The sequence below is a fragment of the Tahibacter sp. genome (assembly GCF_035481375.1).
Classification (GTDB): domain Bacteria; phylum Pseudomonadota; class Gammaproteobacteria; order Xanthomonadales; family Rhodanobacteraceae; genus Tahibacter.
Genome location: NZ_DATIGT010000131.1, coordinates 12,632 through 34,979 on the forward strand (window position 1 = coordinate 12,632; position 22,348 = coordinate 34,979).

A 22,348-nucleotide genomic window follows, 5' to 3' on the forward strand; every position below is an offset into this window, starting at 1 on the left:
AGACATCCGGCGGCAAGGCCACATCGCGCACACGACCGAACGGACAGCTGCGCGGTCGAGCAACCAGTTTATATACAAAGATATAACGTCGCGCGTCGTGCGGCGCGGCTCAAGCCGCGCAAAACTCGGCCAGCGCCTTCGCGTGCAACGCCGGCGGCCCGGCGAGCACGCTGGTCGTACCGAGACCCGGCGCGTTGCCGTCGAGATCGGTGAACGCGGCACCGGCTTCGCGCAGGATCACGACGAGCGGCGCGATGTCGAGGATGTTGACGTCGGACTCGACGACGAGATCGATGCAGCCGCGCGCGAGCAGGTGGTAGTGCAGGAAATCGCCGTAGCCGCGCGTGCGGCCGCAGCGCTGCACCATGCGGGCGAGCGCCGTCCAGCGTGCGTCGCGCGACAGCGTCTTGACGTTGCCGAAGGAAATCGCGGTCTGCGCGGTGAAGTCGCTCGCGCCGGAGACCTGCAGGCGTTGGCCGTTGAGCCAGGCGCCGCCGCCGCGGCGCGCCCAGGCGATTTCGCCGTATTCTGATGCGCTCGACACGCCGAGCACGAGTTCGTCGCGATGCATCAGCGCGATCTGCGTCGAGAAGAACGGATAGCGCCGCACGAAGCTCTTGGTGCCGTCGATCGGGTCGATGAGCCAGAGCCAGTCGCTGTCGCCTTCGCGTCCTTCTTCTTCGCCGTAGAACGCATGATCGGGAAACGCCGCGCGCAGCACGTGCTTGATCGCGGCCTCGGCTTCGCGGTCGGCGATGGTGACCGGGGTCTCGTCGGCCTTGATCTCGACGTCGAAGCCGTCGCGGTAGTAGCGGCGGATGACCTGCGTTGCGGCTCCGGCCGCATCGCGCGCGACATCGAGTGCGCGGTCGAGGAACTCCGGCGTCGGATTCATCGCGGCGGTCTCAGAACAGCTTGAACAGCTGGCCGCTGATCTTGAGCAGGCTGCTGCCGTCGGGCTGCGGCTCGCCGATGTAGCGCAGCGCCTCGGCGACCTGCGGATCGCCGTTGCGCGCGACGAGCCGCGCGGTCGCGCTGAACTGGCCCGAGTTGACGACGAACTGCCCGGCGACTTCGAGGTTGCTGCTGCCGTCGTCCTTGACCGTGCCGGCGATGCTGCCGTCGGGCTGCGAGGAGAATTCGGCGAGCAGCTCGCCCAGGCGCGCCTCGGCTTCGCCGCTGACCGCGGCTTCGCGCCAGCGCGCGCTGCCGCGTGCGCCGCTGACCCAGCCGTTCGCGAGCCGCGCGTCGTCGATGCGGCCGTCGATCGTGCCATGGAGCTTCAGCGCGGGAATGTCGAGCGCCGGCGCTGCGGTTTCGGCCGGCAGCTGGAAGCTCATGTTCTGCACGAGCACGCTGCCGTCGGCATCGCGCGTGACGTCGCCGTTCAGCGCGAGCGCGCCGCCGCTCAGGTTCACGCGCGCGGCGACGCGGCGCAGCAGCAACGGCGACTTGTCGACCGACCACTGCAATGCGCCGAGCGGTGTGGCGAACGCGCTGGCCGACGAGGCCTGGCCCTTCCACACGGTGCCCGAAATGCCCGACAGGCGCAGCGGACCGAGATCGGGCTTGAGCCAGCGCAGCGCGAGTTCCGCAGGCAGGGTCCAGGCGATGACGCCGCCGATCGCGACGAGCAGCAGCAGCAACAGGAACAGACGGCGCAGCAGTTTCATGCGGTTTCGTTATCGCGGTAGTGGAAGGCGGGAGGGCACGACAGGATTACGGCTCTTCGAGCGTTACGCGCACGTTGACGCGTCCGTTGCCCTCGGCGCGGTCGGCCGAGAAGTCGGCCGCGACGACGCCGAAGTCGCGCGACAGGCCTTCGAGCCAGTCGGCGACCGCGTCGAACGAGGCGCCTTCGAGGCTGACGCGCACGCTCTTCGGACCGACCGGTTCGACGCGGCGCAGTTCGTTCGCGAGCTGCGCGCCGCGCGCGGTCGCGTCGGCCAGCGCGAGCAGCGACTTGCCCTGGCGTTCGACCTTGGCGCGCGCGCCGAGGCCGCGGAGCTGCGCGACACGCGCGGAATCGCTGCGCATCTGCGCGAGATCGCTGCGCTGCGTTTCCACGCGCACGCGAAGCTCGGCGCGCGAGCGCTGCAGCGGATACCAGACCAGCGCCCAGAACAGCAGCACTGCGGTGACGCCGCCGCCGATCGACAGCACGCGGCGTTCGCGCGCGTCGCGCGCATTCCACCACTCGCGCATCATGGCGTGCCTCCGGTCAGGCGCATGCGGCCGTCGACGCCGTTCTGACTCGGGTTCGCGGCAGTCAGTTCGACCTTGAGGCCCGGCAGCGTGGTCAGCCGTTCGCGCAGCGAGTCGAGCGTCGGCACGTCGGGCGCGGTCACGGCGAGTTCGAGCGTGCCGTTGCGGAATTCGATGCCGCGCGTCGTCAGCCGCGTCGTCGAGCCGAGTATCGGCGCGATCTGGCCGAGCGTGCGCAGCAGGCCGCCGGTGGACTCGCCGCCGCCGAGCCGCGCGAGCGCACTCTTCATCAGCGCGGGCGGATCGCCGGCGACTTTTTCCATTTCCGGAAAACTCTGCACGAGCACGCCGCGCATCGCGCCGTCGAGACGGTCGGACTCGCGCACGAGCGCAAAGCGTTCGACGACGAGCTGGACGAAGGCGAGCACGACGAAGGCGGCGGCCGCGGCCGCGGCGCGGCGCCACCAGCGCGCGGCCGGCGCGCTGCGATGGCGCGGCGCGTAGGCGCCCTGCAGCAGATTCAGCACGGGCTCGGCGCCGACGCCGCGCGCGAGCAGCGCGAGCTCATCACCCTGGCGTTCGTGATACGCGCGCACCGGCAGCGGCAAGGCCTGACGCGGCTGGAAGCGCGTGTCGAAGACTTCGATCTCGGGCAGGCTGCCGTCGTCGGCGAATTCCAGCCACTCGGCCAGCAGGTCCGGTTCCATCGCCGCGGCGCGCCACGGGCCGAGGCGCAGCTGCGCATTGCCGGTTTCGATCAGCAGATGGCCCACCGGCAGCGCGAGCGGTTCGGGCAGCAGCACGTCGGGACTGATGCCGGCCTCGGCGAGTTCGGCGAGCCAGCGCCTGAGCCGTTCGTGCGCGACCGCGGCGACGCCGACCGTCGCGCCGTCGACGCGGGCGGCCAGCGCGAACTGCAGTTCCTCGACCGGCTGGGCCAGCTGGTCTTCGAGCGCGAACGGCACGGCCTTGGCAAGCTGCGCGCGGTTCTTGCTGACGGCCGGCGCGTCGAGCAGCACGACTTCGGCACCGGGAACGAGCACGACGATCTGCTGCGCGCGCGAGACGGCCTCGGCCGGCGGCAGGCCTGCGGTCGAGGCGGTCGACGCGCCAGGCACGAGCCAGGCATGACGGCCGTGGGAGTGCAGGCGTATCAGCAGACGTTGCGACATAGGGACCGGGCGGGACGGGACCGCGGGATTGTAGCAGCAGGCCGCGGGACGGCCGGGACGCGCGGCGTGACGCAGGCCGCAACCGGGATCAGTCGCCGCGCGAGCGCTGCAGCACGCGGACGCCGCGTTCGCGGTCGATCAGGCTGGTCGGATGGAACAGCAGGCCGTCGAGCTGGATGTCGCCGCGCGCGAGGAAATAGCGGCTCGAGGTCGTGAGGCCGCGTTCCTGCGTCGCGTCGAACGGAATCGCGAGGTTCAGCAGTTCCTGGCGGAACTCGCCGACGCCTTCCCAGTTCGCGCGTCCTTCGTCCCAGAGGCGCCGCGCGACCTCTTCGGTGATGCGCGTATTCAGCGACTGCAGCACCGGGATGGTCGCGGTGTTGAGGTTCAGCAGGCTGCCGCGCGGCAGCGCGCAGACGTGCGGGGCGAGCGCCGTATAGACGCTGCCGCCGAAACCCTGCAGCAGGCGCAGTTCCGAGGCATGCGCGAAGCTGCGGTTGGCCGCGCGGTACGACGGCACGGCCGCGCCGTAGACGCTGTCTTCCGCGCCGCTGCCGTGTCCGCCGCCGCCGGGTTCGCCGTCGGCATCGATCCAGTCGATGACGGTTTCGGTCAGGGTCGGGTCGAGCCGCAGCGCAGTCAGCAGGCGCCGGAAGCGTTCGCGCCACTCGGCCTCGTTGCCGTCGCCGGAAAGCAGGTTGTTGAGGTTGAAGCAGCCATTCATGTCGCGCATGCGCGCGGCGATGCGTCCGCCGGGCACGTCGGTCGGCGGCAGCGGCATGGCCCAGAGATCGCCGGCCGAGTCGTTGCGGTTCTGTTCGAGGTCTTTCTCGAGCACGCGCGCGGCATAGAGCTCCAGGCCGCGCGAATAGGCATCGGCCTGTTCGTTGCGCAGCAGGTTGCGCGTGCGCGCGGCGGCGAGTTCGCCGCGATCGAGCAGGCCCGCGATCAGCACCGTCGCCAGCGCGACGACGAGCAGCGCGACCACGAGTGCGACGCCGCGGTGCGCGCGCATCAGACGCCTCCGACCGTCGCCGTGCCCGACGGCAGCTCGATCAGGCGGCCGATCTCGCCGACGCCGTCGATGTCGAGGCGGAACTCGATCGCGCGCGGCAGCGCGTCGGGCTTGTCGTCGCGGCGCGGCCAGGCGTCGAGCCAGCGGCCCTGCGCATCCATGTAGCGCAGATGCAGCCGGCGCACGCGATCGCGCACGTTCGTGAATTCCGGCAGGCTGCCGGCGGCGCGGTCGAGCACGGCGTAGCGGCCGCGCTTGAGCGTGTTGCCGTCCTGCTGATAGACGACGCGCTCGAGGCTCGAACGCGCATCGACGAGCGAGCTTGCGAAACCGAGCCGCGTGAGTTCGAGATGGTCGCCGTCGCCCTGCAGCGCCGGCAGCGGTTCGCCGTAGTTGCCGCGCACGGGACGCGCGACCGCGCCGAGCAGATCGCGTTCGAGCATGCCGACCGCGCGCAGCGTATGCGCGAAATCCTGCTGTTCGGCCACCAGCGCTTCGCGCGCGCGAATGACCGCGTTGAGGCCGCCCCAGGCCAGCCCCGACATGATCGCGAACACCGCCGTCGCGACGAGCACTTCGATCAGCGTGAAGCCGCGCAACGCGCGCCGCATCGTCATGGCTGCACGCTGTCGCCGGCGAAGCCGGTCAGCTGCGCGACGGGATCGGTGCGCTCGCGATCGGCGAACACGTGCACGTCGAGCCGCCGGATGCGCGCATCCTGCGTTGCAGCGACATCGAGGCGCCAGAACCATTCGCGGCCCGCGAACCGCTGCTGGCCGTCGCGGCGGCCGGTTGCCGGAATGCGGTCCTTGAGCCGCGCCTCGGTCACGACGTTCGCAGCGACCCAGCCGGCGTAGCTGCGATCGCGCAGGCCGGCGAAGTCGCGCGCGCTGACGCCGGCCGCATGCACGAGCGCGGTCAGCGCAAGGCCGAGCACGACGAGCGCGATCAGCACTTCGAGCAGGGTGAATCCGCGCATGCGTTCAATGCGCATCGCGACGCTCCCGCTGCACGTCGCCGTCGAGGCGGCCGTCGAGGCGCCAGCGCAGGGCGAGATCGGGCAGACCGAGTTCGAGACGGAACGGCGTGAGTTCGCCCGACGCGAAGCAGACCACCGGCGGGATTTCCGGCGGCTGCGGCGGAATCTCGATGCGCTTGCCGTCGCGGCTGAGTTCCACGCGCACGTTGCCGGGCCAGCGGCGGTCGCGCAGCTCGCCCTGCTCGAACGGTTTCCAGGTTTCGCCGTCGCGCCGGCTGAACGCGTAGCCGCCGTCGACGAGACTCAGGCCGACCGGAATGCCGCCGATCTCCGCGTGTTCGCAGGCGTAGCCGATCAGCGCCTGCAGGCGCTCGGCCTCGCGTTCGAGCTGGCGTTCGCCGCCGGCGCCCGACAGCGCGATGCTGACCGCGGCGGCAAGCACCGCGAGGATCACGACGACGACGAGGATTTCGATCAGCGTGAAGCCGCGCGCCGGCGCGATGCCGGCGGCGGACGTCTGCCGCGCTGCGAGCGACGCGCGCACGGCTGCGATGCTCAGGTCTTCCAGTTGCCGATGTCGGCCGCTTCGCCTTCGCCGCCGGGCTTGCCGTCGGCGCCGAGCGTGTAGACGTCCATGTCGCCGTGCGAGCCCGGGTGCAGATAGAGATAGTTGCGGCCCCAGGGATCCTTCGGCACGCCGTCGAGGTAGCCGCCCTTGCGCCAGTTCGGCGCTTCCGGCGCGCCGCTGGGCTTGCTGACCAGCGCTTCGAGGCCCTGCTCGGTCGCGGGATAGGCGAAGTTGTCGAGCTTGTAGGTGTTGAGCGAGGTGACGATGGCCTGGATGTCGGCCTTGGCGCGCGCGACGCGCGCTTCGCCCGGATGCTCCATGACGCGCGGCACGACGACGGCGGCGAGGATGGCGAGGATCACGACGACGACGAGCACTTCGATCAGGGTGAAACCGCGCATCGCGGCGCGCGCGGGACGGACAGCGGGAACGGCGATCATGCGTAGCCTTCTTGCGAGCCGGGGAAAACGTCGAGGATCATAGCAAAGCCATGTCGTCTCCCCTGCCCCGCTCCAACGCCGCGCTTGCCGCGCGCGACCTCGCCGTGCTCTGGCATCCCTGCACGCAGATGCACGACCACGAAACCCTGCCGCTGCTGCCCATCGTCCGGGCCGAAGGCGTCTGGCTGCACGATGCCGACGGCAACCGCTATCTCGATGCGGTCAGCTCATGGTGGACCAACGTGTTCGGCCACCGGCATCCGCATCTCGTCGCCGCGCTGAAGCGCCAGCTCGACACGCTCGATCACGTGATGCTCGCCGGCTTCACGCACGAACCGGCGCTCGAACTCGCCGAGGCGCTGGTTCGCGTCGCGCCCCCCGGGCTCGCGCGCGTGTTCTATGCGGACAACGGCTCGAGCGCGGTCGAAGTCGCGCTGAAGATGAGTTTCCACTACTGGCGCAATCTCGGCCGCGGCGGCAAGCAGCAGTTCATCGCGCTCGGCGGCGGCTATCACGGCGAAACGCTCGGCGCGCTGTCGGTTACCGACATTCCGCTGTATCGCGAGACCTATGCACCGCTGCTGCTGCGTCCACTGCTCGCGCCGTCGCCCGACGCCTATGAGGGCGAGCCCGGCGAAACGCCGCGCGAGGTCGCGGCGCGGCGCCTGGCCGATCTGCGCGCGCTGCTCGAGCGCGAAGCGGCGCAGACCTGCGCGGTCATCGTCGAACCGCTCGTGCAGTGCGCCGGCGGCATGCGCATGTACGACCCGAGCTATCTGACCGGACTGCGCGCGCTCTGCGACGAATTCGGGATCCACCTGATCGCCGACGAGATCGCCGTCGGTTTCGGCCGCACGGGAACCTTGTTCGCTTGTGAACAAGGCAATATCACGCCGGATTTCCTGTGCCTGTCCAAGGGACTGACCGGCGGCATGCTGCCGCTGTCGGCCGTGCTGACGACGCAGATCGTCTACGACGCGTTCTACGCCGAGTACGCGAGCGGCAAGGCGTTCCTGCATTCGCACAGCTATACCGGCAATCCGCTGGCCTGCCGCGCGGCGCTCGCGACGCTCGAGCTGTTCCGCGACGAGCCCGTCATCGCGCGCAATCGCGAACTCGCCGCGTGCCTCGCGCGCGAGCTCGACCCGCTGCGCGAGCATCCGAATGTGGCCGACGTGCGCCAGACCGGCATGATCGCGGCAGTCGAACTCGTCCGCGACCGGCGCACGCGCGAACCGTTCCCGTCCGCCGAACGCCGCGGACTGCGCGTCTATCGGCACGGCCTGCAGCACGAGATGCTGCTGCGGCCGCTCGGCAACGTCGTGTATTTCATGCCGCCCTACGTCATCACGCCCGAGCAGATCGCGGCCATGGTCCGCGTCGCGCGCGACGGCATCGAGCGCGCGGTGACCTGACAATGGCGTGATCCCCGCGCCGGGCGCGCCGCGTACGTACCCGCAACCGAATCACTGCGGGGAGCACGCGTCATGCGCCAGCATCGTTCCTTGTCGGCCGCCTGCGCGGGTCTGATGTCCTTCTGCGCCGTGCCGGCCTTTGCGGCCGACGGCGACCTGTTCGGCGGCTGAGGCTTCCGGCTTCGACGCCGGCGGCGTCATCGTCAGCGGTTATTCGTACATCAGCGGCAGCAACTATGACGTGGCCGCGGCGAAGCTGGAGTACGACCGGATTTCTGCGAATGAATTTGAGCAGCCGTGAATCGGGAACGGGGAGGCGGGAATTGGAACGGAGCGCGCGTTCCGTTTCGGGGAGAATTTTCGCGTTTTTTTCTTTTTACGATTCCCGACTCCAAGACTCCCACCCCGTTTGACATGCAATCAAGAATCATTATCATTAACTGAAATTTGACTTCCGCGTATCGCCAGCCGTGTTCGACGACGAACGCCGCCAGCCGCGTCCACCGCATTACAGGCTGACTTCGTTCTATGTCGTTGACTCGCCTCTCTCTGGCGATCGCGTGCGCGATCGCTGCGGCGCCGCTGCGCGCCGATCCCGCTCCAGCGCCGGCCGCATCGCCGGAAACCTATGACCAGCTCGAACGCATCATCGTCTCGGCGACGTTCGCCGCGCAGGCGGTGAAGGACGTTGCCGCGGAAACGACGGTGCTGCTGCGCGAGGACATGGACCGTCGCCTCAATCAGGATCTGCGCGACCTCGTGCGCTACGAGCCCGGCGTCAGCGTCACGGGCGGCGGGCGCTTCGGGCTCAGCGGATTCGCAATCCGCGGCCTCGACGGCAATCGCGTGCGCATCGAAGTGGACGGCGTCAGTGCATCCGACGCGTTCGCGATCGGCAGCTTTTCGAGCGCCGGACGCGACTTCGTCGATCTGGATTCGCTCAAGCGCGTCGAGATCGTGCGCGGCGCCGCATCGGCGCTGCACGGCTCGGATGCGCTCGGCGGCGTCGTCAGCTTCGTGACCAAGGACCCGGTCGACTATGTCGCCGATGGCGCGGACGGCAGCTACGTCGGCATCAAGGGCCTGTACGACAGCGCCGACCGGCAGTCGACGGAAAGCGTCACCGGCGCCGTGCAGAACGGCCGGCACGGCTTCGTCGCGGTGCTGACGCATCGCGACGGACGCCAGCTCAACAACCGTGGCGAGCGCGATTCGTTCGGCAGCACGCGCACGCGGCCCAATCCGCAGGACACCGACAGCAATGCGCTGCTTGCGAAGTACGTCTACGGCGATGCGAAGAACTTCTCGCGCGTGACGCTCGATGCGTCGCGCAGCGACTCGACGACGAATGCGCTCGACCAGCTCGGCGTACGCAGCGTCGGCGGCGCGCCCATGCTGTACACGCGCCTGGACGCGGACGACCGCAAGGAACGCGCGCGCCTGTCGTTCGATCAGTTGCATACCTTCGGCGGCGGTTTCGCCGACACGCTCGACTGGCGCATCTACACGCAGACCAGCGACACGCGCCAGGACACGTTCGAAGACCGCGCGAACCTCGCGACCGGCACGCCGACGAATCCGATCTCGCGCTATCGCCGCTTCGAGTACGAACAGCGCGAGCACGGCGTCGAAGCGCTCGCGCACAAGCGCTTCGAGACCGGCGCGGCGACGCACGATCTCGCCTACGGCGCGGAGTACGAAGTCGGCCGCATCCGCGAGCAGCGCGACGGTTTCCAGCGCAACCTGACCACGGGCACGGTGACCAACGTCGTGTCGCCCGACGTGTTCCCGGTGCGCGACTTCCCGCTGACCGATACCTCGCGCACGGCGCTGTTCGTGCAGGACGACATCGGTCTCGCCGACGGCCGCCTGCATCTCGTGCCGGCGCTGCGCTACGACCGTTTCGAGATCGATCCGCGCCGCGATCCGGTGTTCGAGGAAGACAATCCCGGCGTCGAACCGGTGCAGCTCGACAGCGATCGCGTATCGCCGAAATTTGCGGCGATCTACACATTTTCTGAGAACTGGCGCGTCTACGGCCAGCTCACGACGGGTTTCCGCGCGCCGCCCTACAGCGACGTCAACGTCGGTTTCACCAACCTGCAGTTCGGCTACACCGCGCTGCCGAATCCGGACCTCAAGCCCGAGACGAGCCGCGGCGGCGAAGTCGGGCTGCGCGTCGACGGCGACGCGGGCTATGCGAGCGTCGCGGCCTATCGCAACCGCTACAAGGATTTCATCGAGTCGCTGGTCAACATCGGCACCGATCCGGAAACTGGTCTCATGCTGTTCCAGTCGCGCAACATCGGCCGCGTCGACATCCGCGGCGCCGAGGCCAGCGCCGGACTGCGGCTCGGCCGTTTCAGCGACGCGCTCGAAGGCTTCGAGGTCCGCACCTCGCTCGCGACCGCCAGGGGCGACGACCGCGTGCGCGACGTGCCGCTGACGAGCATCGAGCCGGCCAAGGCGGTGCTGGGTCTTTCGTACGAAGCGGCGCAATGGGGCGCGGAAGTCGTTGCGACGTTCGTGCGCGAGAAGACCCGCCTCGCGCCGGCCGCGAGCGGCACGGCCTTCGCCGCGCCGGGCTACGGCGTCGTCGACGCCTACGTGCACTACGAGCCGCTGCCGTCACTGACGCTGTACGCGGGCCTGACCAACATCGGCGACAAGCGCTATTGGGAATGGAACAGCGTGCGCGGCATGTCCGTGACCGCGGCCATCGACCGCTACAGCGCGCCGGGCCGTGCCGCGAGCGCCGGCTTCAAGCTCGCCTTCGACTGAGTAAATCGGGAGAATTATACAATGCGTTTTCTGATGATTTCCGCGATGCTGCTGCTCGGCGCCGGCTGCGCCGCGACCGGCGGCACGAAGCGCACGCCGGCGCTGTCCGGCCTCGCGCCGGCGACAACCGCGCCGGCGACGTACCAGCGCCCCTGCGACGACGTGCCGGCGACGCGGCAGGCTGCGTTCGAATGCGACCGGCGCAGCATTCTCGGCATGGTCGGCGAGTTTCGCGTGAAGTTCGCGTTCGACGAGACGCTGGCGCTCAAGCCCGGCTACGCGCCGAAGGCCGCGCAGCGCTCCGGCGGCGACGAATTCGTGTTCGTCGTCGAGGACCGCGGGGATTTCATCGCGCTGCAGCACATCCTCGTCGCGGGCAAGGGCAAGGACGCGATGGTCATCAAGCACTGGCGCCAGGACTGGCAGTACGAGCCCAAGGACGTGCTCGTGTTCCGCGGCCGCAATCACTTCGAGCTCGCACCGGTCGCGGCGGATCGCGCGCGCGGCGCCTGGTCGCAGTCGGTCTACGAAGTCGACGACGCGCCGCGTTATGCAGGCGTCGGCCGCTGGGATCATGCCAACGGCGTGGACGCATGGACGTCGGACTTCACCTGGCGGCCGCTGCCGCGGCGCGAATACACCAAGCGCAACGACTATCAGGTGCTCGGCGCGATCAATCGCCACACGCTGACGCCGGGCGGCTGGATGCACGAGCAGGACAACGCCAAGCTGCTGCTCGATGCGAACGGCAGGACGACGGCGCTGGTCCGCGAGGTCGGCATCAACAGCTACGAGCGCACGACGTCGATCGATTTCTCGCCGGGCCGCGCCTACTGGGAAAAGACGCACAATTTCTGGCGCGACGTCCGCGCCGCCTGGGCCGACGCCGCGCGCGAGCGCAAGGCGTACGACCTGCAGCACATGCTCGACGAACGGCCGCGCTTCGAGGCGCTGTTCGCGCTGGCCGACAAGGCCGGCAACGGCGAGACGGTATCGCGCGCCGACATCGATGCCGTGCTCGCGCGCGCGCTCGCCCCGCAGGACGCGAAGGCGACCGCCGCGGCGCAGTGACGGCACCGGCATCCGCGTAATCCGACGACCGCGCGGCGCGAGCCGCGCGGTCGTCGTGCAATTGCCAGCGGCCCGGGCCTTGCCGACAATGCAGTGCCCTGCCCGGCCGCTCTTCATGCGCATTCCCCGTATCCACGTACCCGAACCGCTGCAGGCCGGCGATGTCCTGCAGTTGCCCGAGCAGGCCGGCGACCATCTGGCCCGCGTACTGCGGCTGGAATCGGGACATCCGCTGATCCTGTTCAACGGCGACGGCGCCGAGTACGACGCGCGGCTCGCGACAGTGGCCAGGCGCGCGGTCACGGCCGGGATCGTTGGCCGGCGCGAGGTCTCGCGCGAGTCGCCGCTCGCGCTGACCCTGGTCCAGGGCGTCGCGCGCGGCGAAAAGATGGACTGGATCCTGCAGAAGGCGACCGAGCTCGGTGTCGTCCGCATCGTGCCGGTCGTAACGGAACGCACCGAAGTGCGCCTCGACGAGGACCGTGCGGGCAAGCGGCTCGCGCACTGGACCTCGGTAGTCGCCGCGGCCTGCGAGCAATGCGGCCGCAACACCTTGCCCGACGTGCTCGCACCGCAGAAGCTCGTGCACTGGTGCGCGTCGCTGACGCCGGCCGACACGGCCGCGCGCTTTGCGCTGATTCCCGAAGCCGATGCCGGTCCGCGGGACCTGGGCGCGCTGCCGGACGGCGCGATCCTGCTCGTCGGTCCCGAAGGCGGCCTGTCCGATCACGACGTCGCGATCACGCGCAACGCCGGCTTTCGCGGTCTGCGACTCGGCCCGCGCATTCTGCGGACCGAAACGGCCGGGATCGCGGCGATTGCGGCGCTGCAGGCGGTGGCCGGCGATTTCGTCTGACGGTGCGGGATTGATGGCGAGGGCTGACTCGGCGGGCCCCGGCGCTTCGTCCTTGTGGATGGCGCAATGCGCTTTGCGTATTGCGCCCTACGCCGAATGGTTCGGCGCGCCGCGAGGCCTTCGTAGGGCGCAACAACCGAAGGGCATTGCGCCGTGGCCAAGTGGGCCTCGGCGCTTCGTCACGTGCGGATGGCGCAATGCGCTTTGCTTATTGCGCCCTACAAAAACGATCGCGTTACGCGGCGAGGGCGTCGGCCATCAAGGTCTCGATCTGGTTCAGATCGGGGATCACGGCCTGGTCGTCGCGCACGAGTACCTGGGCGCGGACGCCGTGCGGGTGATGGTGTTCGTCGCCGGTCGGGATCAGCAGTTCCGCACTGACCGTGGTCAGGCGCGGGAAGCCCTGGGTCAGCATCGCGATGAACGGCATCTTGGCGTGGCCGCCGATGGCCTTGAGCACGGCGACGCGCGCACCGGTCGAGCCTTCCTCGTGGGTCAGCCCCGACAGGATCGCGAACGAGAACAGCGGCAGGCGCCAGCCGCGCCAGGACAGGCGCCCGAGAATCCACTCCGGCGCATTGGGAATCTTTTCCACATTGGCAAGCGTGATGACCTCGGCCACGGTGGCGTTCGGCAGCAGCACGCGGCCGTTCGTGATCGGGATCAATACGCCGCGGATCTCTCGGGGAGTGTCCATATGCGCTCTCAGGCCTTGCTGATGACTGCGATGGTTTGTTTGGCGAGTTCCGACGGCGAACCCGTGTAGCTGACGACGCCCGCGTCGCGCGCGCCGTCGACCATGGAACTGATGACGCAGGTGTCGGGATCCTGCACCCAGACCTGGCCGCCCTTCGCGGCGAGGTGCTTGGCGCCCTCGATCGCGTCGTGGGCCATGCCCGAGAAGATGATCAGCGTCGCGGCGCTGCCGAAGCGGTCGGCGGTGTCGCGCACGATCAGGTCGATCGACGGCGAGTACGGCGACGCCTCGGGCAGGTGCGCGAGCTGCACGACGCCGGCCTCGTCGATGAGCATGCGGTGCGTGGTCGGCACGACGACGACTTCGCCGTGGCTCACGCGTTCGCCGTGGCCCGGTGCGCGCACGGTCAGCGGCGTGGCCTTGGCGAGCTGCGCGGCCATGAGTTCGAGGAACTCGGCGCCCATGTGCTGGGCCAGCACGAACAGCGCGGGGAAGCGCGCCGGCAGGCCCGAGAGGTATTCGCGCACCGCCTCCGGCCCGCCGATCGAGGCGCCGAGCACGATGACGCGGCGCACCGGCTTGGACGCCGACGAGCCGTCGAGACGATGCTCGACGACGAAATCGTTGCGTTCGCGCTCGGGCGACACGGCTTCTTCCAACGGCATCAGATCGAGCTTCAGCGACGTGTCGAAGTCGAACTTGCTCGCGTCGCCGCCTTCCGGAGCGAGGTACTGCTGCGCGTCGACTTTTTCGACGATGACTGCCGGCGTCGCGGGCTTGCCCGGCGCAGCGTCGGCGGCCTCGGCTTCTTCCATCGACTCGAGCGACCAGTTGCCGCCGGACAGGAAGCTTTCGGCCGACATCTTCTGCACGCCGAACTCTTCGGGCTTCGGCGGCGGCGCCGGCGCGGCGGGCGTTGCCGCCGGCACGTCGTCGTCGCCTTCGCTCAGCGGCTCAAGCGACCAGTTCGAAAGGTCTTTCGGCATCTCGAACTTGCGTGCGGCCGGCGCCGGGGTGGGTTCCACGTCGCGTGCGGTCGGGATGTTCGCGACGAAATCGGCATCGGCCGGAGCCCCCTCGGCAGGCACGCCGAACGCCGCATCGAAATCGACGAGTTCGGCCGTCGGCGCGGCGGCCGCGGGTGCCGCCGGCGTGTCGAACAATGCATCGAGTTCGGCGCCGAAACTGAAATCGGTATCGACGTCGGCGGCGGCCGTCGTCGACGGCGATGCGGCATCGAGTGCCCCGAACGGATCGCCGCCGAAATCGCTCTCGGAAAAGCCGAAATCGGCCGCGACGTCGCGCGCCTCGGCGCCGCGCGTGACCGGAATCGACGGCTCGGGAATGTCGAGCGCGCCGAGATCGAAATCGAGATCGAAACCCGACGTTCTCGCCGCGGGCGCCGCGGGCGCTGCCGGCGTGCTGTCCAGATCGAGGTCGAGATCGAAGTCGCTCGCGGTGTTCGCCGGCGCCGAAGGCATCGGCGCCAGATCGAAATCGAAATCCAGCTCGCCGGAAGCCGGCGGCAACGGCAATTCCAGCGTCGGAGCCGACGACGATGCGGGAGCCGCCGGAGCGGCCGGCGCGGTCGAACCCGCAAGCAGTTCGTCGAAGTCGAAGCCGAAATCCGCAGCAGGCGGCGGTGCAGCCGGCGGCGGAGCGGCTCGTGCCGCGGCAGGTGCGGGCGTCGGCACCGGGGCCGGTGCGGACTTCGCGGCGGGCGCGGCCTTTGCGGCGGGCGCGGCGGCCTGGCCGAACAGCTGGTCCAGCGCGTCGGACAGCCCGGCCTCGTTCGAGAACATCGCCGCAGCGGCCGTGTCGGTCGGGAACGTGTGCGACGCCGGTGCCTGCTGCGCCACGTCGGGAATGCCGCGCGCGATCTTCTGCACCGGCGACGGCGGCGCCTCGGCACCGGCCGGTCGCGGCGGATCGGCGACTTCGGGGCGTCCCATGATCTTCGCGGCGAGATGGCGCGACCAGCGCGCCTGTTCCCAGCCCGACAGCTCGGAGGAAACCTGCGCGTCGTTGAACACGACGTTGTAGCGGTCGTCGTCGAGGAGGTCGTAGACCTCGTCGAGATGCGACTCGATCTCGGGATCGAGATTGACGATGACGACGTTCGCGCCGGAACCCTCGAGCGCGTCGCGATCCATCTGTGCGGTCAGCGCCTCGTAGACGACGGCGGCACCGAGTTCCTTGAGCGCTTCCTTCAGATGGCCTTCGAGCTGGCTGGTCTGATAGAGCAGCGCAACACTCACCGTCTCGTCGCGATCGAATGAATTAGGCACGGCTCAACCTCAAGGTTTCCTGCACGTTGCGGAGCAGATCGACTTCCTGGTACGGCTTGCCGAGATAGCGCTCGACGCCGATTTCCAACGCGCGCTGGCGATGCTTTTCGCCGGTACGCGACGTGATCATGATGATCGGCACGAGCTTCAGGCGCGGGTCGTTCTTCATGTAGGTCGCGAGTTCGTAGCCGTCCATGCGCGGCATTTCGATGTCGAGCAGCATGAGGTCGGGGACCTTGTCCTGCAGCTTCTCGACCGCGTCGAGGCCATCCTTCGCGGTGATCACGTCCATGTCGTTGCGTTCGAGCACGCGCGTCGTGACCTTGCGCATCGTGATCGAGTCGTCGACGACCATGACCAGCGGCTGGCGGCGTTCCTCGACCGGCGGGGCGACCGGCTGCGGCGCGAGGGTCGCGATGTCGACGCCGGCCTCGACGCTGGCCGCGCGCAGCGCGACGAAGCGGCGCACGAGCGGCGCGAGATCGAGAATCATGACGACCGAGCCGTCGCCCATGATGGTCGCGCCGAAGATGCCGGCGACCGAACTGATCTGCGGACCGACCGACTTGACGACGACTTCGCGCGAACCGATGACGCCGTCGATGCGCACCGCGGCGCGCTGGTCGCCGGTGCGGGTCATCAGCAGCGGCACCTGCGCCTCGTCGATCGCGCGCGGCACCGGCACGTTGAGCAGTTGCGCCAGTTCGTAGATGTGGAATTCTTCACCGGCATAGGCGTAGACCGGGTTCGGCATGCCGAGGCGGCGTTCGAGGTCTTCGCGGCCGATACGCACGACGCCCTGCACCGACGACATCGGGATCGCGTATGTCGCTTCGCCCAGACGCACGAGAATCGCCTGGGTGACTGCGAGCGTGAACGGCAGGCGGATCGTGAACACCGAGCCCTTGCCGCGTTCGGAGTCGATCGTCAGACCGCCGCCAAGCTGCTTGATCTCGTTGTGCACGACGTCCATGCCGACGCCGCGGCCGGCGAGCTGGGTGACCTGCTCGGCCGTCGAGAAGCCGGTTTCGAGAATGAACGCGTAGAGGTCGCGGTCGGACAGTTGCGCTTCGGCATTGAGCAGGCCGCGCTCGATCGCCTTCTTGCGGATCGCGTTGCGGTCCATGCCGCGGCCGTCGTCGGACACGCGCAGCACGACTTCGGTCGCCTCGCGGCTGACCTGGATCGTGACCGTGCCTTCCGGGTTCTTGCCGACGCTCGTGCGGTCTTCCGGCGATTCGATGCCGTGGGCCAGTGCGTTGCGCAGCATGTGCTCGAACGGCGCCTTCATGCGCTCGAGCAGGTTGCGGTCCATTTCGCCCTGGGCGCCTTCGACCTTGAGCTGCGCGCGCTTGCCGATTTCCTGAGCGGCCTGGCGCACGGTGCGGCGAAGGCTCGGTACGAGCGAATCGAACGGCACCATTCGCGTACGCATCAGACCTTCCTGCAGGTCCGAGCTCACGCGCGACTGCTGCAGCAGCAGCGTTTCCGACTGGCGCGTCAGGTCGTCGAGCAGGTTCTGAATCGACACAAGGTCGGACACCGACTCGCCGAGCGCGCGCGAGAGCTGCTGCAGCTGCGAGAAGCGGTCGAGTTCGAGCGGATCGAACACGGTCTCGCCGGGCTCGTGATGCTCGCGCTGGTAGCGCGCGATGATCTGCGCTTCGGTTTCCATTTCGAGCTTGCGCAGCTGTTCGCGCAGTCGCGAGACGGTCTGTTCGAACTCGACGAGGTTGAAGCGGAACGTCGTGACCTGCTGTTCGAGACGCGAGCGGTAGATCGAGACTTCGCCGGCGTAGTTCACGAGCGAGTCGAGCAGATCCGAGCGTACGCGGATCATTTCCTGCGCCGGACGCGGTTCGTCGTCCTCGATCGGCGGCAGCGCGCCCGGGCGCAGCGGCCCGGCCGGACGCGGCGGCGCCTTCGCCGCGGCCGCGGCCGCGTTGTCGGCGGCCGTGGGCGTATCGACGATGCGAGGCATCGGCGCTTTCCGCACCGTGTCGTCGCCGGCCGGCGCGGTTCCGGCAGCCATCTGGCTCGACAGGTCGCCGGAAACCAGCGCTTCGAAACGCGCGATCGCGTGTTCCGGCATCGCGATCGCCTGACGCTTCGCGATGCGCTGCACGAGCGCGTGCAGGCGGTCGAAACCGCGCTCGAACGATTCGACGGTCGTGCGGTCCATGCCGCGACGGCCTTCGCTGATCGCTTCGAGCAGCGATTCCATGGAGTGCGAGAGATCGCCGATCGGCGCGAGGCCGGCCATGCGCGCACCGCCCTTGAGCGTGTGCAGGTCGCGCTGGATGCCGGTCACGATCTCGCGATCCTGCGGCGACTCGCGCAGACGCGCGATCAGGCCGTCGGAGTGATCGAGAATGTCGCTGCCTTCCTGCACGAAGATCTCGAGCAGATCCTCGTCCATGTCGGGCAGATCGAGCTTGCCTTCGGGCTGCGGATCGTCGGCGATCGGCGGCAGCACGATATTGTGCGTCGCACTCGTACGCGCCTGCATCTCGGCGCGTTCGCTCTCGGCAGCTGCAGCTGCAGCTGCTTCGGCCGCGGCGGCCTGTTCGGCGGCGGCACGCTGCTCGGCATCGCGACGCGCCTGCTCGGCGGCGGCTTCGGCCTCGGCGGCTTCGGCTGCCGCACGAGCCTGCGCTTCGGCGGCTTCGCGGGCCTCGGTCTCGGCGCGTTCCTGCGCCTGCGCCAGTTCGCGCGCCTGCGCGGAGGCGCGCTCGGCGGCTTCGAATTCGGCGCGTGCGGCCGCTTCGGCTTCGGCACGGGCCTGCTCGGCGCGGGCCGCGGCGTCGGCTTCGGCCTTCGCTTCGCTGGCGAGCAGCGCGTCGAGTTCCGCGGCGTCGAAGCTCAGCGCATCGGCGGAATCCGCCGAGATATCGGCGAACGGGCTGGTCGTCGCCGGCGCGGCCGACGCGAGCATCGCGTCGAACTGCGCCTGTTCATCGCTGGAAAACAGGCTGTCGAGCATCGCCACGTCGCTTTCGGCAGAGCCGGTGACGCCGACGCTGTCGCCGGAAATGCTGTCGAGGTCCGGCGCGTCGCCGTCGCGGCGGCTGTCGGTGCGCAGTCCGGCGAAATCGAGCGCGGCGAGATCGTCGAGCGAGATTTCCTCGACCTGCACGTCACCGCCGACGGCTTCGCCGGTCACGGCGGCGTTCGGAATATCGTCGGCGAAGCTGCCTTCGAGCGCGAAGCTGAGTTCGTCGAGCGTCGCGTCGGCCTGTTCCGGCTCGCGCAGATCGAAGCTGAAGCCGCTCTCGGCAGCGGACGTCGCGAGTTCGATCGCGGCTTCGGGCTCGGCGGCGAGTTCGATGGTTTCGATCGCGGCCGCGTCGGCCGCTTCGTTCGCTGCAACGTCGTTCGCCACGGCAGCGGCCGTCTCGACCGCGTCGTCCTCGTCGTGCGGGACGTAGAGCATGTGCGCGAGTTCGGGCTCGGGCAGGTCGTCGCGCAGCGCGACGATGCGCTCGATCAGCGCTTCGGACTCGGGCATCTCGAGCTGGCCGCGTTCGAGCGACTCCATGACGTGACGCACGAGGTCGCTCGCGTCGCGCAGCGCGGCGAGACCCGACGGCTCCGGCGCGGCTTCGCGCGCGCGCAGGCGCTTGATATAGCCCTCGAGCGGCGCGAGCACGTGGCTGATGACCGGGATGTCGACCATCGCGATCGCGCCGTGCAGCGTGTGCACGGAGCGCAGCAGCGTATCGGTCGCGACCTGCGGTTTCTGCGACGAGCTGTCGACGAAGCCGTCGATGACGGCCAGATGCTGGCTGACTTCGCTGCGCAGGATGTCGAACAGCACCGGGTCGATGTTCGGCAGCGGACCGACGGCGGGCAGCCCGGCGGCGCTTTCGTCGACGGCGGGTTCGGAGACGATCTCGCGATCGATGTCGAGCGTGCGCGTGAGCTCGACCGGCGCCGGCGCGACCGGCGCGGCCGCGACGACGGGTTCGGGCTCGACCGGCACCTCGACGAGGCGCTTGATCTTGCGCTTGACGATTTTCGTGCGCTTGCGGGCCGGCGCGAGCCAGGCTTCTTCGCCGGCGGCGAGCTTGTCGGTGACGGCCATGATGCCGGCGATGTCCGACGTCGGCGCGCCTTCGCCGCGCAGTGCCGCAAGCAGTTCCGGCAGCGCCGCGACGGCCTGGTCGACGATGGTCACGACCGGCACGTTCGGCAGGATGGTCTTGTCGAGCACGCGGTTGAGCATGTTCTCGACTTTCCAGCTGAACTCGCCGAGCGCCATCGCGCCGACGAGACGGCCGGAACCCTTCAGCGTGTGGAACGAGCGGCGCACGGGCTTCAGGCGCTCGAAGTCGTTCAGGTCGGCCTTCCACACCGGCATGTGGCGGTTGAGGTTGTCGATTTCCTCCTGCACTTCCTCGACGAAGACTTCGCGGATTTCCTCGTCGATGTCGTCGGAGGCGACGGCCTGGAAGCTCGCGTCGGCGGCGGCCGGCGTACCGGGGGCGTCTTCGACTTCTTCTTCGATTTCCTCTTCGATCTCGATCGTGCGGAAGCGCGGTGCCGGCGGCGCGACCACGACCGGCGCGGGCGGAGCCTGCGGCGGCTGGGTCGGCTCGGTTTCAGTGAAGCGCAGGCCGGTCAGATCCTGTGCGGATTCCGGCGGCAACGCAGGTTCGCCGACGACGAGCGCTTCGAGTCCGCCGCCCGGCGCGATCTCGACTGCGACTTCGAGTTCATGCGACGGTTCGGGCTCCGGCTCGGCAAATCCGAGGTCTTCGCGGACCGGTTCGGCCTCGGGCTGGCCCAGACGCGCAACGAAGTCGTCGACGTCGCCGCCGAGATCCATCTCGACGCTCGGCAGATCCGGCGCGGTCGGCGCGAATTCGATCTCGCCGCGCATGCCGGGATGGCGGCCTTCGGGCAGCGTTTCGGCGAACGAAACGAACTGGCCGATCGACAGATCGGCTGCGCGCGCCTCGACCGGCGCGATCGGCGTCGCGGGCGCTTCGTCGATCGCGCGCATCGGCGCGCTGTCGCCGCGCTCGGCGCGCGGCGCGTCGAAAGCCGCCGCCGCGGCAGCGGCCGCACCGGCGGACGGCAGTTCCATCGCGAGGCCGTCGGGAACCGGCGCGCGCGACGGCGGCGGCGGTTCGGGTTCGTCGCTTTCCTCGGGCACGGGCCAGTAGCCCAGCGCCTCGAGGCTCTCGCGCGTGACGTCGAGAATCTTTTCGCGGCCCGCGCGCTGGTCGCGGGTCGCTTCGAGGTAGTACTCGATCGACGCGATGGTGTCGGCAAGCTTGTCCATCTGCTCGGCCGTCGGCACGCGGCGCCAGCGCAGCAGTTCGACCTCGATGAACCGCACGAGGCCGTGCATGAGTTCCGACGGCTTGTGCAGGTCGAGCATGCGCAGCGCGCCCGAGACTTCCTCGAGCAGGCGCGGAATCTGTTCGACCTTGGCGTGATCCCACGGCGACTCGATGAACGCGACGATGTCGTTCTTCGCCTGCACGAGATTCGTCGTCGCTTCCTTCATCAGCGCGTCGAGGATCTTGCGCACTTCGGCCTTCGGCAGTTCCATGCCGCCGCTGCCGGTGTCCTCCGGCGTGTCGGCGCCGAGACGGTCGATGTGGTCGTCGAGCGAGGCCTCGACGTAGAGCAGCGCGCCGGCGACGTCGAGCAAGGTGCTCTCGTCGGGCGTGCGGGTCTTGTTGGCGATTTCCTCGACGATGCTGCGCTGCTCGACGACGACGCGCCGCGGCACGCCGAGACCGAGCATGCCGAGCGTGTCGCCGACGCGGTCGAGCACGTCGACCTGGGCCATGAGTTCGGACGGATCGTTGCCCTGCGCGCGCAGGAAGATGTCGAGCGCTTCCTTGACGCGCAGCAGGTCGTCCTTGATCGCGAGCGAAACGGTGTCGAGCAGCGCGCGGTTGTGACCCGAGATCGAGCCCTTCGCGTGTTCGAGTTCCTTCTCGCTCGGCAGCAGCGACTGCAGCTTGAACGCCTGGCGGACTTCGGCCAGGCGCGGCGAGCTGCCGTTCGCGTGCGCGACGTAATACAGCAGGTTCTTCAGCAGTTCGCGCGGCGGCGCGGCCTGGAACGCGGCCTCGCCTGCATCGACGAGGCGCTTGATCTCGCGGTCGACCTTGCCGAACAGCAGCTTCACCGCGGGGCTGGCTTCGATCGCGCCGGCGCCGACGCCTTCGAGCACGGACGTGCCGATCCACCAGACGCGGCGCGGTTCGACGGCGTGGCTGATCGACTGAATGCGGCCGAGCAGATCGATGAGCTTGTCGGTTTCCAGGCGCGGATCGGCAGCGCGCAGGAATTTCAGCAGCGAGACCTGATAAGCGGTGCGCAGGCGCCCGGCGGTCAGCTTGAGCTCGCCCTCGTTCATCGGCTGCGCGGCGCCGTTCGCGCTCGCCGGCAGCGGCAGCGTCAGGTCGGGCGAGAACAGCACGCTCTCGGAGAACAGTTCCTCGCCGCGCACCGCGCGCAGGTCGTTGAGCAGCGGCAGCAGGACGATCGGAATGTCCTTGTGGCCGCTCTGCAGACGCTCGAGATAGTCGGGCAGCTGCACGATGCCGCGCATCAGCACCGAATAGGCTTCTTCCTTCTGGCGGATCTCGCCGTCGAGCAGCGTCTGCGCGAGACGTTCCATTTCCTCGACGACCATCGAGGCGCCGTACAGCTCGACCATGCGCAGCGTGCCCTGCACCTGATGCAGGTAGGTCGCGCAGAAGCGCATGAGGCTCGAGTCGGCGGGATCGTCGACATACGCCTCCAGCGCCTGGCGCGCCTGCTTCAGGGTCTCGTCCAGCTCCTGCTTGACCCAGTTGAGCGTGGTGAAGTCGATGTCGTCTTGCAGTCTCATGCGCT

Annotated in this window: 16 protein-coding genes; 4 read left to right on the forward strand and 12 right to left on the reverse strand. The window is 69.0% G+C overall.

Going from position 1 to position 22,348, the window contains the following annotated elements; genetic code table 11:
• Positions 1–109: 109 nt before the first annotated feature.
• From VLF18_RS08775 to gspG, 9 genes are all read right to left on the reverse strand, one after another.
• Positions 110–895 (reverse strand): inositol monophosphatase family protein, encoded by a 786-nt coding sequence (locus tag VLF18_RS08775; RefSeq protein WP_325279251.1) that lies wholly within the window; start codon positions 893–895, stop codon positions 110–112.
• Between the two features lie 10 nt (positions 896–905).
• Positions 906–1,673 carry a type II secretion system protein N gene (locus VLF18_RS08780; RefSeq protein WP_325279252.1) on the reverse strand — a complete coding sequence of 256 codons (768 nt, stop codon included), beginning with the start codon at positions 1,671–1,673 and terminating at the stop codon, positions 906–908.
• A gap of 46 nt (positions 1,674–1,719) precedes the next feature.
• Positions 1,720–2,208 (reverse strand): type II secretion system protein M, encoded by a 489-nt coding sequence (locus tag VLF18_RS08785; RefSeq protein WP_325279253.1) that lies wholly within the window; start codon positions 2,206–2,208, stop codon positions 1,720–1,722.
• Complete coding sequence (gspL, locus tag VLF18_RS08790; RefSeq protein WP_325279254.1) at positions 2,205–3,377, reverse strand: type II secretion system protein GspL; 1,173 nt, start codon at positions 3,375–3,377, stop codon at positions 2,205–2,207. Before gspL ends, VLF18_RS08785 begins: the two co-directional genes overlap by 4 nt.
• An 88-nt stretch (positions 3,378–3,465) precedes the next feature.
• Positions 3,466–4,392: a type II secretion system minor pseudopilin GspK gene (gspK, locus tag VLF18_RS08795; protein WP_325279255.1), complete on the reverse strand. Its 927-nt coding sequence runs from the start codon at positions 4,390–4,392 to the stop codon at positions 3,466–3,468.
• Positions 4,392–5,009, reverse strand: coding sequence for a type II secretion system minor pseudopilin GspJ (gene gspJ, locus VLF18_RS08800; RefSeq protein WP_325279256.1), 618 nt, complete (start codon positions 5,007–5,009; stop codon positions 4,392–4,394). Before gspJ ends, gspK begins: the two co-directional genes overlap by 1 nt.
• Entirely contained in the window at positions 5,006–5,371 is a 366-nt protein-coding gene (gene gspI / locus VLF18_RS08805) for a type II secretion system minor pseudopilin GspI (RefSeq protein WP_325279257.1), read from the reverse strand. The genes gspJ and gspI overlap by 4 nt, the downstream gene beginning before the upstream one ends.
• Before the next feature lie 4 nt (positions 5,372–5,375).
• The gene (gspH, locus tag VLF18_RS08810) at positions 5,376–5,915 is read right to left on the reverse strand and encodes a type II secretion system minor pseudopilin GspH (protein WP_325279258.1); all 540 of its coding nucleotides are present in this window, start codon (positions 5,913–5,915) and stop codon (positions 5,376–5,378) included.
• 11 nt (positions 5,916–5,926) lie between these two features.
• Positions 5,927–6,379, reverse strand: coding sequence for a type II secretion system major pseudopilin GspG (gspG, locus tag VLF18_RS08815; protein WP_325279259.1), 453 nt, complete (start codon positions 6,377–6,379; stop codon positions 5,927–5,929).
• A 50-nt stretch (positions 6,380–6,429) separates the two neighbouring features.
• Here gspG and VLF18_RS08820 point away from each other — a divergent pair, with 50 nt between their 5' ends.
• The 4 genes from VLF18_RS08820 (at position 6,430) to VLF18_RS08835 (ending at position 12,502) form a co-directional block, all read left to right on the forward strand.
• Positions 6,430–7,794: an adenosylmethionine--8-amino-7-oxononanoate transaminase gene (locus VLF18_RS08820; RefSeq protein ID WP_325279260.1), complete on the forward strand. Its 1,365-nt coding sequence runs from the start codon at positions 6,430–6,432 to the stop codon at positions 7,792–7,794.
• Positions 7,795–8,322: 528 nt separating this feature from the next.
• A complete protein-coding gene (locus VLF18_RS08825; RefSeq protein ID WP_325279261.1) occupies positions 8,323–10,575 on the forward strand; it encodes a TonB-dependent hemoglobin/transferrin/lactoferrin family receptor in 2,253 nt (750 codons plus the stop codon).
• 21 nt (positions 10,576–10,596) lie between these two features.
• Complete coding sequence (locus VLF18_RS08830) at positions 10,597–11,646, forward strand: DUF6607 family protein (protein WP_325279262.1); 1,050 nt, start codon at positions 10,597–10,599, stop codon at positions 11,644–11,646.
• A 115-nt stretch (positions 11,647–11,761) separates the two neighbouring features.
• Positions 11,762–12,502, forward strand: a complete 741-nt coding sequence (locus VLF18_RS08835; protein WP_325279263.1) for a 16S rRNA (uracil(1498)-N(3))-methyltransferase — start codon at positions 11,762–11,764, stop codon at positions 12,500–12,502.
• Positions 12,503–12,737: 235 nt separating this feature from the next.
• On the opposite strand, the gene VLF18_RS08840 is transcribed toward VLF18_RS08835, so the two are convergent.
• From VLF18_RS08840 to VLF18_RS08850, 3 genes are read right to left on the reverse strand one after another with little or no spacing between them, the layout of a single operon-like run.
• On the reverse strand, positions 12,738–13,199 hold the full coding sequence (locus VLF18_RS08840) for a chemotaxis protein CheW (protein ID WP_325279264.1): 462 nt from the start codon (positions 13,197–13,199) through the stop codon (positions 12,738–12,740).
• Positions 13,200–13,207: 8 nt separating this feature from the next.
• Positions 13,208–15,487 carry a chemotaxis protein CheB gene (locus VLF18_RS08845; protein ID WP_325279265.1) on the reverse strand — a complete coding sequence of 760 codons (2,280 nt, stop codon included), beginning with the start codon at positions 15,485–15,487 and terminating at the stop codon, positions 13,208–13,210.
• Positions 15,480–22,343, reverse strand: coding sequence for an Hpt domain-containing protein (locus tag VLF18_RS08850; RefSeq protein ID WP_325279266.1), 6,864 nt, complete (start codon positions 22,341–22,343; stop codon positions 15,480–15,482). Before VLF18_RS08850 ends, VLF18_RS08845 begins: the two co-directional genes overlap by 8 nt.
• Positions 22,344–22,348: the final 5 nt, after the last annotated feature.

What these genes read in the sequence shown, in the direction of transcription:
- VLF18_RS08775 (WP_325279251.1), bottom strand. Translation starts at nt 895, where the DNA reads ATGAATCCGACGCCGGAGTTCCTCGACCGCGCACTCGATGTCGCGCGC.
- VLF18_RS08780 (WP_325279252.1), bottom strand. Translation starts at nt 1,673, where the DNA reads ATGAAACTGCTGCGCCGTCTGTTCCTGTTGCTGCTGCTGCTCGTCGCG.
- VLF18_RS08785 (WP_325279253.1), bottom strand. Translation starts at nt 2,208, where the DNA reads ATGATGCGCGAGTGGTGGAATGCGCGCGACGCGCGCGAACGCCGCGTG.
- gspL (WP_325279254.1), bottom strand. Translation starts at nt 3,377, where the DNA reads ATGTCGCAACGTCTGCTGATACGCCTGCACTCCCACGGCCGTCATGCC.
- gspK (WP_325279255.1), bottom strand. Translation starts at nt 4,392, where the DNA reads ATGCGCGCGCACCGCGGCGTCGCACTCGTGGTCGCGCTGCTCGTCGTC.
- gspJ (WP_325279256.1), bottom strand. Translation starts at nt 5,009, where the DNA reads ATGACGATGCGGCGCGCGTTGCGCGGCTTCACGCTGATCGAAGTGCTC.
- gspI (WP_325279257.1), bottom strand. Translation starts at nt 5,371, where the DNA reads ATGCGCGGATTCACCCTGCTCGAAGTGCTGATCGCGCTCGTCGTGCTC.
- gspG (WP_325279259.1), bottom strand. Translation starts at nt 6,379, where the DNA reads ATGATCGCCGTTCCCGCTGTCCGTCCCGCGCGCGCCGCGATGCGCGGT.
- VLF18_RS08820 (WP_325279260.1), top strand. Translation starts at nt 6,430, where the DNA reads ATGTCGTCTCCCCTGCCCCGCTCCAACGCCGCGCTTGCCGCGCGCGAC.
- VLF18_RS08825 (WP_325279261.1), top strand. Translation starts at nt 8,323, where the DNA reads ATGTCGTTGACTCGCCTCTCTCTGGCGATCGCGTGCGCGATCGCTGCG.
- VLF18_RS08830 (WP_325279262.1), top strand. Translation starts at nt 10,597, where the DNA reads ATGCGTTTTCTGATGATTTCCGCGATGCTGCTGCTCGGCGCCGGCTGC.
- VLF18_RS08835 (WP_325279263.1), top strand. Translation starts at nt 11,762, where the DNA reads ATGCGCATTCCCCGTATCCACGTACCCGAACCGCTGCAGGCCGGCGAT.
- VLF18_RS08840 (WP_325279264.1), bottom strand. Translation starts at nt 13,199, where the DNA reads ATGGACACTCCCCGAGAGATCCGCGGCGTATTGATCCCGATCACGAAC.
- VLF18_RS08850 (WP_325279266.1), bottom strand. Translation starts at nt 22,343, where the DNA reads ATGAGACTGCAAGACGACATCGACTTCACCACGCTCAACTGGGTCAAG.